Raw genomic sequence first — 14,402 nt, 5'->3', positions numbered from 1 at the left:
CTTTGGTTTCTCGCCATCCACAGTTTTCGGCCCACGCCTGTGGAGAAGTCTGGAGCGACTCTGGAAGAAGTCGGGCCAAGTCTGGTCAAGCCAAAATTGCCCTCAAGCTCGGCAAAAAAGCCGTTGACCTTGGCCGCCCGATACGGCCAGTTTGTATCCGTCGGCGGGCCACACACTAAATGTTGTGGCAGCTGGTGAGGCAGGGGACACCCCGTACATCGAGAGATCAGGGCCGGTATAGGGCCCAATCGGGCAGGGCCATCGTCGTGGCCGGCCCCGGTGTCGTCCCCCTCTCGCCACACGCCGAACAGCGCGGGTCAAGCCTGCGCACGACATTGGGGATCAGACGGGCGCCGAACGCCCGCTAGCGAGAAGAGGCTGGGAATGAAAATCGACCGCATGTTCACCGAAGCAGGGAACGACGCCTACGACGGCATCGAGTTCCGCCTCACCACGTCGGAAATCCGCAATCCCGATGGCAAGGTCGTCTTCAAGCTGGACGAATGCGAAGTCCCCGCAGCCTGGAGCCAGGTTGCCTCTGACGTCATTGCCCAAAAATACTTCCGCAAGGCCGGCGTGCCCAGCAAGCTCAAGCGGGTGCGCGAGAAGAACGTGCCGGAATTCCTGTGGCGCTCTGTCCCGGCCGAAGGCGCCGAGATGGGCGGTGAAACCTCTGCCCGCCAGGTCTTCGACCGTCTGGCCGGCGCCTGGGCCTATTGGGGCTGGAAGGGCGGCTATTTCACCGTCGAGGAAGATGCCCGCGCCTATTACGACGAGATGCGCCACATGCTGGCCGCGCAAGTGGCCGCGCCGAACTCGCCGCAATGGTTCAACACCGGCCTGCACTGGGCCTATGGCATCGACGGGCCGGCGCAGGGCCACAGCTTCGTCAACGAAAAGACCGGCAAGGTGGAGAAATCCTCCTCGGCCTACGAGCGCCCGCAGCCGCATGCCTGCTTCATCCAGTCGGTGGAGGACGACCTCGTCAATGAGGGCGGCATCATGGATCTGTGGGTGCGCGAGGCGCGCCTGTTCAAATACGGCTCCGGCACCGGCACCAACTTCTCGTCGCTGCGCGGCGAGGGCGAGGCACTGTCGGGCGGCGGCAAATCCTCTGGCCTCATGGGCTTCCTCAAGATCGGTGACCGCGCTGCCGGCGCCATCAAGTCGGGCGGCACCACGCGCCGCGCCGCGAAGATGGTGATCGTCGATGCCGACCACCCCGATATCGAGCAGTTCATCGAGTGGAAGGTGCTCGAAGAGCAGAAGGTCGCGGCCCTCGTCGCCGGCTCCAAGATGCACGAGAAGCGCCTCAACGGCATCTTCGCCGCCATCAAGGCGTGGGACGGCAAGGTCGAGGACGCCTACGACCCGGCCGTGAACGCGGCCCTGAAGGACGCCATCCGCCAGGCCAAGCGCGACTCGATCCCCGAGACCTACATCAAGCGCGTGCTCGACTACGCGCGGCAGGGTCACGACAGCATCGAGTTCCCCACCTACGACACCGATTGGGACAGCGAGGCCTATTCCTCCGTCTCCGGCCAGAACTCCAACAACTCGATCCGCGTCACCGATGCCTTCCTCAAGGCCGTGCAGGACGATGCCGACTGGCAGCTGATCAACCGCACGACGGGCGAGGTCGCCAAGACCGTTCCAGCCCGGGAGCTCTGGGACAAGATCGGCCACGCCGCCTGGGCCTGCGCCGACCCGGGCATCCAGTTCCACGATACCGTCAACGCCTGGCACACCTGCCCGGAGGACGGCCCGATCCGCGGCTCCAACCCGTGCTCGGAATACATGTTCCTCGACGATACGGCCTGCAACCTGGCCTCGATGAACCTGCTGACCTTCCTCGATGGCGATGAATTCGCTGTCGAGCGCTACATCCACGCCACCCGCCTCTGGACGGTGACGCTGGAGATCTCGGTCGCCATGGCGCAGTTCCCGAGCGAGGAAATCGCCCGGCTGTCCTATGACTTCCGCACCCTCGGCCTCGGCTATGCCAACATCGGCGGCCTGCTGATGAACATGGGGCTGAGCTACGACAGCGACGGCGGCCGCGCGATGGCCGGCGCCCTGACGGCGATCATGACCGGCACCGCCTATGCCACCTCGGCCGAGATGGCCGGTGAGCTCGGCGCCTTCGCCGGCTACAAGCGCAATGCCGAGCACATGCTGCGCGTCATCCGCAACCACCGCACCGCCGCCCACGGCAAGACCGAGGGCTACGAGAACCTCGCGGTGAAGCCGGTCGCGCTCGACCACGGCAACTGCCCCGACCCGCGCCTGCGCCAGCTGGCCGAGAAGGCCTGGGACGAGGCGCTGCAGCTCGGCGAGAAGCACGGCTACCGCAACGCGCAGGTCTCCGTCATCGCGCCGACCGGCACGATCGGCCTCGTGATGGATTGCGACACGACGGGCATCGAGCCGGACTTCGCGCTGGTGAAGTTCAAGAAGCTCGCCGGCGGCGGCTACTTCAAGATCATCAACCGCTCGGTTCCGGCGGCGCTGGAGCGGCTCGGCTACTCCTCCGTGCAGATCCAGGAGATGATCGACTACGCCGTGGGCCGCAAATCGCTCGCCGATGCGCCGGCGCTCAGCCACACGGCGCTCGTCGGCCACGGCTTCGGCCAGGCGGAGCTTGACAAGATCGAGGCGGCGCTGCCGAGCGCCTTCGACATCCGCTTCGTCTTCAATCAGTGGACGCTGGGCGAGGCCTTCTGCCGCGAGACGCTCGGCATCCCCGCCGCCAAGCTGGCCGACCCAACCTTCGACCTGCTCAAGCACCTCGGCTTCTCGAAAGCCGATGTGGAAGCCGCGAACGACTGGGTGTGCGGCACGATGACGCTGGAAGGCGCGCCGCATCTGAAGGACGAGCACCTCAGCGTGTTCGACTGCGCCAACCCCTGCGGCAAGAAGGGCAAGCGGTACCTCTCGGTCAACAGCCACATCACCATGATGGCGGCGGCGCAAAGCTTCATCTCCGGCGCCATCTCGAAGACGATCAACATGGCCAACCACGCCAGCATCGAAGATTGCCAGAAGGCCTACGAGCTGTCCTGGAGCCTCGGCGTGAAGGCCAACGCGCTCTACCGCGATGGCTCCAAGCTCAGCCAGCCGCTCGCCTCGGCCCTGATCGAGGATGACGAGGAGGCCGAAGAGGTGCTGGAAAACGGCACCCCGCAGGCTCGCGCTCAGGTTCTGGCCGAGAAGATCGTCGAGAAGGTCATCGTGAAGGAGGTTGTGCGCAGCCACCGCGAGAAGATGCCCCAGCGCCGCAAGGGCTACACGCAAAAGGCCATCGTCGGCGGCCACAAGGTGTACCTTCGCACCGGCGAATACGGCGACGGCTCGCTCGGCGAGATCTTCATCGACATGCACAAAGAGGGCGCCGGCTTCCGCGCCATGATGAACAACTTCGCCATCGCGGTGTCGGTCGGCCTGCAATACGGCGTGCCGCTGGAGGAGTTCGTCGACGCCTTCACCTTCACGAAGTTCGAGCCCGCGGGCATGGTGCAGGGCAACGAGGCCATCAAGTCGGCAACCTCGATCCTCGACTACATCTTCCGTGAGCTGGCGGTCTCTTACCTCGACCGCACGGACCTGGCTCATGTGAAGCCCGAGGGCGCCAGCTTCGACTCGATCGGGCATGGCGAAGAGGCGACCGAGAATGCCAACCTCGCCCCGGTCACCGAAACAGCCGCGTACAAGAGCCTCGAAGTGCTCAAGCAGATCAGCTCCACCGGCTATCTGCGCAAGCGCCTGCCGCAGGAGCTGACGGTTCTGCAGGGCGGGGCATCGGTGGCGCTGAGCGGCACCAATGGCGGGGCGGCGCAAAGCCTCTCCGGCCAGAGCCTCTCGGGCATCGAGGCCAGCACCACCACGCTGGCGGCCACGACGCAGATCTCCGCCCGCGACAAGGCCCGCATGCAGGGCTACGAGGGCGACCCCTGCGGCGAATGCGGCAACTACACGCTGGTGCGCAACGGCACCTGCATGAAGTGCAACACCTGCGGCGGGACATCCGGCTGCAGCTAAGGGAGGGCAGGGCGATGCGCACGATGGTCAATGGCCGGTTTACCGGAGGAGGGCGAAGCGTCGCCGTGTCGGCGCCGCTCATGACCCTCGCCTCGGGCGCGCGCATCGCCTATGTCTCGCCCCCCGCCAAGGCCGTGCGCGGCTGGCTGGAAGAGGGCGAGACCTTCGCCTTCGAGAGCGAAGAGCCAGAGGACGTGGTCACCCCGCTCCTCTGGGGCGAGGCCGCGCCGGACTGGCGCGTCCATGGCCGCTATGTCGACCTCTACGAGGTGGCGGTGAAGAACTGAGCTTCCCCGGCGCATGCGTGCGCCACCTGGGGGGAACGTCGGCCGGGCCGCAGGCAGACAACCTCGAGCGGTAACGACAATCGAGCCCGGTCAGCGAAACTCACAGGCGCCCCACGGGGCGCCTTTTTCTTTGCTCGCAGGTTGGAGGGTCAGGCCTCACGTGTGGCAGCGCTGGCCCGGCGGTCTTCGCTGGCATCCTCAGCGCTGTCTTCGGACCCGCCGTTCGCCTCGCCGCTTTCGCTGTCGTCAGAGGCCCCTGCGAAGGTCGGGTCTTTGTAGCTGGCGGGGTCGTAATCTTCGATCTGGTAGGCTTCTTCGTGTTCGGCGATGCCGGTGACGAAGGTCGTGCCCGTCTCCTCGTCGTAGTTCAGGCCGTAGTTCGCCTTCCCGTCCGACTTGTGGCGCAGGTATTCGTGGATGCCTGCGTAGAGGAAGACCAGCGTGAAGGGCACGAGGATCAGCCAGGCGATGATCTGGGCTGGCATGTGCGTCCTCCTGTCGTGGTGAGTGTCAGCATGTAAGGGGCCAACGCACGGGGCGCGCCAGAATGTTCATCACGACTGGCCCGAAGTGTGGCTGCTACGCCCCCTCCGCCGGGTTCGCCTGCGGGAACACCTTTGCCCCGTCAGCCTCCATCTCCTTGCCGCGCGCCAGCAGCTTCTCGCGCACCTCGCACGACAGCGACCAGGCCGTGTCGGCATTGGCGCAGGCAAGGCAGAAGGTCACCTCGGGGCCGAACACGTCATGGCCCGTGACCATCACCTTGTGCTGGTCGCGATCCTGAAAGTCGTCGGCATCCATCCCGTCGACGATCTCGAAGAAGGCGCTGCGCAACGCTTCGATATCGGCGGTGTGGGTCAGCTTCAGCGGGATGAGGCGGACCATCTTCATGTCGACCATCACCCAGTTCTGGAAGGGCTCGGAGATGAACTCGCTGACCGGCACGACAAGGCGCTCGCCCGTCCAGATCTTCAGTTGGACGAAGGTGAAATTGATGCGCTCCACATAGCAGAGCTGGTCGTTGTAGAGGATCTTGTCGCCGATGCGGGCCGACTGGTTCAGCGCGATCTGCAGGCTGGCAAGGATGTTGCCCAGCACCTGCCGGGCCGCGAAGCCGAAGATCAGGGTGATGGCCCCGGCAGAGGCGAGGATCGACAGGCCGAAGCCGCGGAATAGCTCGGTCTGGCTGAGCACGATCCCGAAGCCGACAACGACGATCACGACGATCAGCACCCGGCGGATCGTGGTGATGCGCGTGGCATAATCGCGCAGCTCGCCTTGCCGCGCGTCGTTCACCTCCAGCCCGTCGAGCGGGGCGACCCTGTCGAGAATCGCATCAACGCCATTGAGCAGGAAGACAAGCGCGGCCACGGTATAGCCGATGATCGTCAGCGGGCCGACGACGAGTTCCACCTGGCCGGAGAAGACGAAGAAGTTCTGGGTAAGGACAGAGATCACCCAGGTGACAATGAAGATGATCAGCGGCCAGCGGATCGCCCGTATCACCCCGCGCGCGATGAAGCCGGGCGTGTGCTTTGCGGCGATCTTCAGCAGCTTGCTGGTGAGCCAGCCGGCCAGCGCCGCGCCGAGGATGACGAGCGGCAGGCCGATCAGCTCCCACACCATCAGCCCGAAGGACGTGTCCTGGCGCAGCGCCTCGGGCAGATCCATCTCGAGCTTGGTGGGGCCGTAAAGACGGTGCAGCTCGGGCAAGTCGCGCACCGAGCGGCGCGAGACGAGCCAGATGGGGTCGCTGTCCGGGGCCTGCATCCGGTCGAGCCGCAGCTCGACCGTGTGGTCGTCCATCTCCATCACGTCGAGCAGGATCGAGCGGCGCGCCACCCCGGCCATGGGGTTCTCGCTCTGTGCATTGGTGAGCATGGCATCGGGCCGGTCGACGAGATCGGCCCAGTCGATCAGCACTTTGCGCTTCAGAATGTCCTGCAGCATCTGCGCGAGCATCGCGCCGCTCTGCGGCTGCGCCTCGGGCGGCAATTCGGAGAGGTCAAGCATCTGCGCCGCCTGCTCCCAGTTTTCCAGATCGGCGAGGGCGAGAAAGCTCTCCATCGTCGATTGCGGGGTGCTGCGGTCGATCAGATCCACGGGCGCCGGCATGCCGGTGTTGAGCGCATCGGCCTCGAAGACCGTGGGCCCGCTGTCCTGCGCGGCGGAGGAGAGGGCCAGAGCGCACCAGAGCAGGGGCGCGAGCAGAAGAAGGGCCAGCCGGGCGCGAAGGTCTCGGATCATCGTCGTGGGTCTCCCTTTGCCGCAGAGGCCGCTCTGTTGGCCCGCGATCACGGGATAGAGAGCGGCGTGCGCCATCACCTAGCGCCTTGTGGAGGGCTGTCGACTGTTTGGATGACCCCGGGGCCTGGCGCGGGCCGGCGCCGGCGGGCGACGCTGCGCCGCACGGCCCCTCCCGCGCCCGTGACCGATCGCCCCGTGACGGCGGCTGCGGAACCGGCTAGGTCGACCGCATGCTCGACGCCGCCGCCATTCTAGACGCCTCAATCCTGCCCGCCGCCTTCGTGGCGCTTCTGGGCGGGGTGCTGTCGTTTCTCTCGCCCTGCGTGCTGCCCATCGTGCCGCCGTATCTCGCCTATATGGGCGGCGTCTCGGTGACCGAGATGGAAGGCCGCGCCCGGGGGCGGGTGTTCCTGGCGGCGGTGTTCTTCGTGCTGGGGCTCTCGACGGTCTTCCTGCTGCTCGGCTTCACCTTCTCGGCCATCGGGCGGCTGTTCCTGACCTATCAGGAGTGGTTCACCTCGCTCGCCGGCGTGACCATCATGATCTTCGGCGCGCATTTCCTCGGCATCTTTCGCATCCCCTTTCTCGACCGTGAGGCGCGCATCGAGGCCGAGGGCCAAGGCGGCGCCTTCGGGGCCTATCTGCTCGGCCTCGCCTTCGCCTTCGGCTGGACGCCCTGCCTCGGCCCCGTCCTCGGCGCGATCCTGGGGCTGGCGGCTGGCGAAGCCTCTGTCGCCCGCGGCACGGCGCTGCTGGCGGCCTATGCGCTGGGGCTCGGCATCCCCTTCCTGCTGGTCGCCGCCTTCTTCCCGCGGCTGAAGGGCGTGATGGCGGCGATGAAGCGGCATATGGGGCGGATCGAGAAGATCTCCGGCCTGCTGCTCTGGACGGTGGGACTGCTGATGCTGACCGGGCAGTTCACCGCCTTCTCCTGGTGGCTGCTCGAGACCTTCCCGGCGCTCGGCGCGGTGGGCTGAGCGCGGCCTTCGGCGTGGGAGGGGGGCTGTCTGCCCCCCGCCGCCTGCGGCAGCCCCCCCGAGGATTTTATCTGAGCAAAGACAGGGGGGCGCTGGCCGCGCTCGGCCGGGATCGGGGGCGGCGCCTGTTTTGCGCGGTGTGACGGGGGGCGGGCGGCTTAATTTTGCCGAAAATGCGATCTAACCTGCGGGCATGACAGAGGGTCGGCCAGGGCAGGTGAGGCGGCGGCGGGTGTTCTACATCCCCGGCTACGATCCGATTCACCCGCGCCGCTACCGTGAGCTCTACCGCAAGGAGGGCGCCGCGCAGGCGGAGATTTCGGGCTATCAGATCGCTCTCAGCCCCAAACCGCCGGGCGCCGCGGCCTATGGCTGGCATGTCGCGGGCGCGATGGAGGGGGGCGAGACCGAAGCGGATGTCGAGGTGCTCGTCTGGTCGGACATCGTGCGCGATTCCATGCCGGGCTCGATCGGGGCGACCTATTGGCAAATGCTGAAGACGGCGTGGATCTACATCTCCACCGGCACGCTGCGCCGGCTGATGTGGATGCGCAAAGGGCCGGTGATCGCCGCGCTCTACCCTGTGGGAGCACTGATCCTGCAGCTGCTGGTGGCGCTGGCGTTGGGCTGGGCGCTGGGGGCGCTGGCCGCCTGGGGGGCGCGGGCGCTTTGGCCGCCGCTCGGGCCGGTGGCGTTCTGGCCGGTGCTGCTGGTGGTGGCACTGCTCGTGCTGCGCTGGTTCAAGGCGAAGGACGGCAGGATCTACGCCTATTACCTGATGCACGACTACGCCCATTCCGCGGGCCTCCGCGGCGCCTACCCGCCGGAGCTGGAGGCGCGGCTGGAGGCGTTCTGCGCGCGCATCGCCGAGGCGCTGTGGAGCGATGTCGACGAGGTGCTCGTCGTCGGCCATTCCTCCGGCTCCTACCTCGCCGTCTCGATCCTGGCGGACCTGATCCGGAACGGCGAGGGCAGGGCGGACGGGCCGACGCTGTCCTTCCTGTCGCTGGGGCAGGTGGTGCCGATGGTCTCCTTCCTGCCGCGGGCGTGGCGGCTCAGGGCGGACCTCGCCTTCCTCTCCACCCGGGACGAGCTCTTCTGGCTCGACGTGACCGCCCCGGGCGACGGCTGTGCCTTCGCGCTCTGCGACCCCGTCGCCGTCTCCGGGGTGGCGCCGGAGGGCAAGCGCTGGCCGCTGGTCATCTCCGCCGCCTTTACGCAGACGCTGAGCGCCGAGCGGTGGGCCGAGCTGCGCTGGCGCTTCTTCCGCCTGCACTTCCAGTACCTCTGCGCCTTCGACCGCCCCGGCGATTACGACTACTTCCGCATCACCGCCGGCCCGCATACGCTGGCGGCGCGCTATGCGGGCCGGGCGCCCAGCAAGACGCGCATCGACGTGGCCGCGTCGAAATACACCTCGGTCGCGCCGTGATCCCGCCGAAGCCGGCGTCGCGGCCGGGGAAGGTCTCGCTCTGGCGCTACCTGCGGCTCTTCCGGGCCGACATCCTTTCGGCCCAGCCGGCGCGGCTATACCGGGCCTGGATGGCGGAGTTTCGCACGCCGTTCTTCCGCTCGTACCTCGCCAATGACCCTGGGCTGATCGACCTGGTGCTGAAGGCACGGCCCGATGACTTCCCCAAATCGACCCGCATCGGCGAGGGGTTGCGCCCGCTGCTGGGCAACTCCGTTTTCCTCACCAATGGCGCGACCTGGAAGCGGCAGCGGCGGATCATCGACCCGGCTTTCGAGGGCGGGCGGCTGAAGGACACCTTTCCCGCCATGCGGGCGGCGGCCGAGGCGGCGGCGGCACGGCTGGCGGCAAAGGCCGGGGGCGGGCCGGTGGAGATCGAGGCGGAGGCGAGCTTCGCGGCGGCGGATATCATCTTCCGCACGCTGTTCTCGATTCCGATCGAACATGAGGTGGCGGCGCAGGTGTTCGCCAAGTTCCGGGCCCACCAGCGGGCGCAGCCGATCCTCAACCTGGCCGCCTTCGTGCCTCTGCCGGGTTGGGTGCCGCGCTTTCACAGCCGCGCCGCCCGGACAACGGCGCGCGAGATCCGGGCACTGATCACCCGGCTGACAGAGGAACGGGCCGCCGAGATCGCCGCCGGCACGGCGCCGGACGATCTTGCCACCAAGATCATGACGACGCGCGACCCGGTGACCGGCGAGCTGTTCTCGAAGGAGGAAATGGTCGATCAGGTGGCGATCTTCTTCCTCGCCGGGCACGAGACCAGCGCGTCTGCCCTGGGCTGGGCGCTGTGGCTGCTGGCGGCGAACCCGGAGTGGCAGGCGCGGGCCGCGGCGGAAGCGCGGGAATTTTCTGGTGCGTTCTCAGGTCTTTCCCGCCTGAAGGACACGCGAGATATCTTTCGCGAGACGCTCCGGCTTTACCCCCCAGTGCCGATGATGGTGCGTGAGACTCTGCAGGAGGAGACGTTCCGCGACCGGCCGGTGCGGCGGGGCAGCCAGATCGTTCTGTCTGCCTGGCATCTGCACCGGCACGAGCGGCTTTGGGAACGGCCCGATGCCTTCGACCCCGCCCGCTGGCAGACGGCGGAGGGAAAGGCGAGCGCGCGCAATGCCTACATGCCGTTCTCGGCGGGGCCGCGCGTTTGCACCGGAGCGGGCTTCGCGATGGCCGAAGGCGTGCTGCTGCTGACGGCCATCCTTGCGCGCGTCGAGCTAGGCGTCGTGGAGGGCCGGGTGCCGGTGCCAGTCGCGCATCTGACGGTTCGGGCGAAGGACGGCATCTGGCTGGAGCTGCGGGAGCGAGACGAGAGCCGAGAGCAGCCGGAGTAGCCCCGGCGCTACGGCCGAACCATCGGCCCCCGGCGCCCGCTGCCGTTTGTCGTCAGCCAGTCGGGCCAGCCCCAGATCGCCTCGATCCCCCAAAGCAGGGCGCAGACGGTGACGGCGCCGAAGATCACCGCGATCGTCCGTTTCGAGGGCGGCTGGCGGGCCCAGTGGGCCAGGCGAAGGAATTGCAGCGGGTTCATTTGGGAAACCGCACCTTGCCGATATAGGGCAGGTTCCGATTGCGCTGCGCGTAGTCGATTCCGTAGCCGACGACGAATTCGTCGGGGATGGAAAAGCCTGTCCAGTCGGCGGTGAAATCGACCTCTCGCCGGGTCGGCTTGTCGAGCAGCGCGATGGTCTTCAGCCGGGCTGGCCCGCGTGAGCGCAGCATCCCCACAACATGGGTGAGCGTGTGGCCGGTGTCGACGATATCCTCCACCACCAGCACGTCGCGGCCTTCGATGCCGGACCGCAGGTCCTTCAGAATGCGTACCTCGCGGCTCGATTCCATGCCGTCGCCGTAGGAGGAGGCCTCAATGAAATCCACCTCGACCGGCAGGTCGAGTTCGCGCACCAGATCGGCGATGAACACGAACGAGCCGCGCAGCAGCCCGACCAGAACGAGCTGCGGAGTGTCGCCGAATTCCCGGCGGATCGACCGGGCCAGCTCTTCGATCCGCGCGGCGATGGCCTTGGCGGAGATCATCTCGTCGATGACGTAATGGGGTGCGTCGCTCATGCGCCATGCATGGGGCAGGGCGACGCAGCTTGCCAAGGCCAAAATGCCGCGATGAGGCCCTTCACCCTTGAACTTCGCGCCGCGGCGGACTTCATGTGGCCGCGAAGGAGCCCGCATGACCCAGCATTCCGAAACCCGGCGCCTGCCGTATACCCCGCGCCAGATGTACGACCTCGTCGCCGATGTCGAAGCCTATTCGGAATTCCTGCCATGGACGGCCGCCGCCCGCATTCGCAGCCGCGAAGACAAGGGCGACCACGAGATTCTGCTGGCCGATCTGATCGTCTCCTTCCGCGTGTTTCGCGAACGCTTCGGCAGCAAGGTGGTGCTCTGGCCCGAGCAATCGGCCATCGACACATCCTATATCGACGGGCCTTTCAAGAAGATGGACAGCCGCTGGGAGTTTCGCGAGGCCGAGGGCGGCTGCGATGTGCATTTCGAGGTGGATTTCGAGTTCAAGAACCGCCTGTTGCAGGGCGCAGCGGGGCTGTTTTTCACCGAGGCGATGAACTCCATCGTGCGCGCGTTCGAGAAGCGGGCGCATCAGCTGTACGGTTGAGCCCCGGGTGGAGAGGTTGGAGGGGGCGCTGCCCCCGCCTGCGGCCCCCCGGGATATTTGAAGAAAAGCGAGATCAGAGCGGCGCGTAGAGGTCGATCCGGTGGCCTGCCGGGTCTTCGACGGTCGCGTAGCGCTGGTCCCACGGCGCGTCCCAGGCGGGCACCTTGACGGTCTGGCCGGCGGCGCCGATGCGGGCGACGAGGCTGTCGACCTCCGCCGGGGTCTCGCAGCGCAGGGCGAAGACCGAGGCGTTGCCGGCGCGGGGCGGCTCGCCGAGGAGGCTCTCGATCAGCTCGATCGTGTCGATCATCACCCGCACCTCGCCGCCGGGCAGGCTGCCTTCGACATGCCGCTCGCTCATCGGCTCGTCGGGGAAGACGAAGCCGAGAAGCTCGTAGAACGCTGTGCTTTCGGACAGGTCATGGGCGAAGACGCCGACGGCATCGAGGACGGGCATGGCAGGCTCCAGCATGAGAACAATACGGGAACGTTAAGCCTTGGCCGTGCTCCGGTCAATCGCCTCGGCGAGTAGGGCGAGCGCATGGGCGGTGGCGGCGGCGCGCACCGTCGCGCGGCCGGGCGCGCCGAATTCCACCGTCTCCGTCCAGGCGCCGCCGGCGCCGGCGATGCCGAAGCAGACGCGCCCCTCGGGCTTGTGCTCGCTGCCGCCGGGGCCGGCGATGCCGGTGATGGAGACGGTGACCTGGGCCGCGGAGTTCGCGAGGGCGCCGGCGGCCATCTCGGCGGCGACCTCTTCGGAGACGGCGCCGTGGGCGGCGAGGGTGGCGGGGCGCACGCCCAGCATCGCCTGCTTGGCGGCGTTGGAATAGGTGACGAAGCCCCGGTCGACCACATCGGAGGAGCCGGCGATCTCCGTCAGCGCCGCAGCCACGAGCCCGCCGGTGCAGCTTTCCGCCGTCGCCAGCATTAGCCCGGCGGCGCGGGCGGCGGCGAGGACGGCCTCGGCGCTCACATCAGGAACCCGTGGGCGAGGCCGGCGAGGATGATGGTGACGATGGCGGCGAAGAGCCCGGCAACCATGTCGTCGGCCATCAGCCCCTGGACATCGCCGCGCGCATCGAGCTTGCCGACGAGCCAGGGCTTCCAGATGTCGAAGAGGCGGAAAAGCACAAATGCCGCGACCCAGCCGGGCCAGAGCGCCAGCACACTGGCCCCCATCGCCCAGGCGCCGAAGGTGACGGGCAGCAACGCGATCATCTGGCCGACCACCTCGTCGATCACGACATGCGAGGGGTCGCTGTCGCCGGTGGCATTCATCTCGGCCTGGGCGGCGGCATAGCCGAGCGGCACGATCGCGATCAGCACGATCACCACCAGCCAGGGGCCGGCGATCATGTGGAGCAACCAGACGAGGGGCAGGGTGGCCAGTGAGCCCCAGGTGCCGGGGCCCGGCTTGAGGCGGCCAATGCCGAAGAGCGTCGCGACGAGATGCATCATGAGGAACGGACCAATGTGGCTGTGGCGATGGCGGCGATGCCCTCTTCGCGGCCGGTGAAGCCCAGCCGCTCGGAGGTGGTCGCCTTGACGGAGATGGTCTCGGGGTCGGCCCCGAGGATTTCGGCGAGGCGGGCGCGCATGGCCGGCGCATGGGGGCCGACCTTGGGGCGCTCGCAGATGAGCGTGACATCGCAATGGCTGAGCCGCCAGCCCTTCTCGCGGGCAAGGGCGCCGGCATGGGCGAGGAAGATGTGGCTCTCGGCGCCCTTCCACTGCGGGTCGGAGGGCGGGAAATGCTGGCCGATGTCGCCCTCGGCGAGGGCGCCGTAGATCGCATCGGTCAGCGCATGCATGCCGACATCGGCGTCGGAATGGCCCTGCAGGCCGCGCTCATGCGGCACTGCGATGCCGCAGAGCCAGACGTGGTCGCCGGGGCCGAAGCGGTGCACGTCGAAGCCGTTGCCGGTGCGGACATCTGTGATGGTCATGGGCCCTCCTGCCTCGCGCCCGGCCAGAATGCGCTCGGCGCGGGCAAAATCTTCCGGATGCGTGACTTTGAGGTTGTCCTCTTCGCCGGCGACAATCGCAACCTCCATGCCGGCGGCGCGGGCCACGGCGACGTCATCGGCGGCCTCGCCCTGATGCGCGCGGTGGGCGGCAAGGATGGAGCTGAAGCGAAAGCCCTGCGGCGTTTGCGCGCGCCAGAGCCCGTCGCGCGGCACGGCGGCCTCGACATGCGGCCCGCCGCGCCAGAGCGCATCGGTGACGGGCAGGGCGGGGGCCGCGGCCTCGGCGCTTTGCAGGGCGCCCAAAACGCGGGCGATCAGGGCGGGGCTGACGCAGGGGCGCGCGGCATCGTGAATGAGCACATGCTCGGGCGCCGCGCCGGCCAGCGCCTCCAGCCCGGCGCGGACAGAGGCAGAGCGGCTCTCGCCCCCGGCCACCACCTGGCAGCCGCGGGCGAGCATGTCACTTGCCTCGGGGCCTGACGGGTCTTCCAGCGTGACCACGACGCCCTGCAAACCTTCGATTTGCTGAAAGGCGGCAAGGGCATGGGCGATCATCGGCGTGCCGGCCAGCGGGCGGAACTGCTTGGGCGCGCCGCCGCCGGCGCGCAGGCCCCGCCCGGCGGCGGTAAGGATCAGGGCCCAGCCCATGCATGGCCTCCAATTCGTGTCGCTGCTTCCTTAAGTCCTGTTGCGCATGGGTGCAAACGGGGACAAACCCGGCGCTAGAGTGCTTAATCCTTAGGCAGATATCGAAGGTTTTATGAATGACGCGCCGCCGCAATTGCCTTC

Annotated in this window: 14 protein-coding genes; 6 read left to right on the top strand and 8 right to left on the bottom strand. The window is 67.6% G+C overall.

Going from position 1 to position 14,402, the window contains the following annotated elements:
• Nucleotides 1–384 precede the first annotated feature (384 nt).
• Both ACXN5S_RS05075 and ACXN5S_RS05070 read left to right on the top strand, forming a co-directional pair.
• Entirely contained in the window at nt 385–4,038 is a 3,654-nt protein-coding gene (locus ACXN5S_RS05075; RefSeq protein ID WP_458604318.1) for a vitamin B12-dependent ribonucleotide reductase, read from the top strand.
• Nucleotides 4,039–4,103: 65 nt separating this feature from the next.
• Complete coding sequence (locus ACXN5S_RS05070; protein WP_458604317.1) at nt 4,104–4,325, top strand: hypothetical protein; 222 nt, start codon at nt 4,104–4,106, stop codon at nt 4,323–4,325.
• Nucleotides 4,326–4,474: 149 nt separating this feature from the next.
• On the opposite strand, the gene ACXN5S_RS05065 is transcribed toward ACXN5S_RS05070, so the two are convergent.
• Entirely contained in the window at nt 4,475–4,810 is a 336-nt protein-coding gene (locus ACXN5S_RS05065; RefSeq protein WP_458604316.1) for a hypothetical protein, read from the bottom strand.
• 94 nt (nt 4,811–4,904) lie between these two features.
• Nucleotides 4,905–6,572: a mechanosensitive ion channel family protein gene (locus ACXN5S_RS05060; RefSeq protein WP_458604315.1), complete on the bottom strand. Its 1,668-nt coding sequence runs from the start codon at nt 6,570–6,572 to the stop codon at nt 4,905–4,907.
• A 230-nt stretch (nt 6,573–6,802) separates the two neighbouring features.
• On the opposite strand from ACXN5S_RS05060, the gene ACXN5S_RS05055 reads away from it, so the two are divergent.
• The 3 genes from ACXN5S_RS05055 (at nt 6,803) to ACXN5S_RS05045 (ending at nt 10,351) form a co-directional block, all read left to right on the top strand.
• Nucleotides 6,803–7,549: a cytochrome c biogenesis CcdA family protein gene (locus tag ACXN5S_RS05055; RefSeq protein ID WP_458604313.1), complete on the top strand. Its 747-nt coding sequence runs from the start codon at nt 6,803–6,805 to the stop codon at nt 7,547–7,549.
• A 193-nt stretch (nt 7,550–7,742) separates the two neighbouring features.
• Nucleotides 7,743–8,981, top strand: a complete 1,239-nt coding sequence (locus tag ACXN5S_RS05050; RefSeq protein ID WP_458604312.1) for a hypothetical protein — start codon at nt 7,743–7,745, stop codon at nt 8,979–8,981.
• On the top strand, nt 8,978–10,351 hold the full coding sequence (locus tag ACXN5S_RS05045; protein WP_458604311.1) for a cytochrome P450: 1,374 nt from the start codon (nt 8,978–8,980) through the stop codon (nt 10,349–10,351). Before ACXN5S_RS05050 ends, ACXN5S_RS05045 begins: the two co-directional genes overlap by 4 nt.
• Before the next feature lie 8 nt (nt 10,352–10,359).
• On the opposite strand, the gene ACXN5S_RS05040 is transcribed toward ACXN5S_RS05045, so the two are convergent.
• A complete protein-coding gene (locus tag ACXN5S_RS05040; protein WP_458604310.1) occupies nt 10,360–10,548 on the bottom strand; it encodes a hypothetical protein in 189 nt (62 codons plus the stop codon).
• Entirely contained in the window at nt 10,545–11,087 is a 543-nt protein-coding gene (gene hpt, locus ACXN5S_RS05035) for a hypoxanthine phosphoribosyltransferase (RefSeq protein WP_458604309.1), read from the bottom strand. Before hpt ends, ACXN5S_RS05040 begins: the two co-directional genes overlap by 4 nt.
• A 115-nt stretch (nt 11,088–11,202) precedes the next feature.
• On the opposite strand from hpt, the gene ACXN5S_RS05030 reads away from it, so the two are divergent.
• The gene (locus ACXN5S_RS05030; protein ID WP_458604308.1) at nt 11,203–11,646 is read left to right on the top strand and encodes a type II toxin-antitoxin system RatA family toxin; all 444 of its coding nucleotides are present in this window, start codon (nt 11,203–11,205) and stop codon (nt 11,644–11,646) included.
• A 73-nt stretch (nt 11,647–11,719) separates the two neighbouring features.
• Here the strand turns inward: ACXN5S_RS05030 and ACXN5S_RS05025 are convergent, their stop codons facing one another.
• The 4 genes from ACXN5S_RS05025 to ACXN5S_RS05010 are packed head-to-tail and all read right to left on the bottom strand — an operon-like array spanning nt 11,720 to nt 14,261.
• On the bottom strand, nt 11,720–12,103 hold the full coding sequence (locus ACXN5S_RS05025) for a VOC family protein (RefSeq protein WP_458604307.1): 384 nt from the start codon (nt 12,101–12,103) through the stop codon (nt 11,720–11,722).
• Between the two features lie 33 nt (nt 12,104–12,136).
• Complete coding sequence (locus tag ACXN5S_RS05020) at nt 12,137–12,619, bottom strand: CinA family protein (protein ID WP_458604306.1); 483 nt, start codon at nt 12,617–12,619, stop codon at nt 12,137–12,139.
• Nucleotides 12,616–13,104: a phosphatidylglycerophosphatase A family protein gene (locus ACXN5S_RS05015; RefSeq protein WP_458604305.1), complete on the bottom strand. Its 489-nt coding sequence runs from the start codon at nt 13,102–13,104 to the stop codon at nt 12,616–12,618. Before ACXN5S_RS05015 ends, ACXN5S_RS05020 begins: the two co-directional genes overlap by 4 nt.
• Nucleotides 13,101–14,261: a bifunctional 2-C-methyl-D-erythritol 4-phosphate cytidylyltransferase/2-C-methyl-D-erythritol 2,4-cyclodiphosphate synthase gene (locus tag ACXN5S_RS05010; protein WP_458604304.1), complete on the bottom strand. Its 1,161-nt coding sequence runs from the start codon at nt 14,259–14,261 to the stop codon at nt 13,101–13,103. Before ACXN5S_RS05010 ends, ACXN5S_RS05015 begins: the two co-directional genes overlap by 4 nt.
• Nucleotides 14,262–14,402: the final 141 nt, after the last annotated feature.

It is taken from the genome of Pseudoroseicyclus sp. H15, from assembly GCF_054353345.1.
Note: the sequence above shows the minus strand (reverse complement) of the source record. Positions and strands in the feature narration are given on the sequence as shown.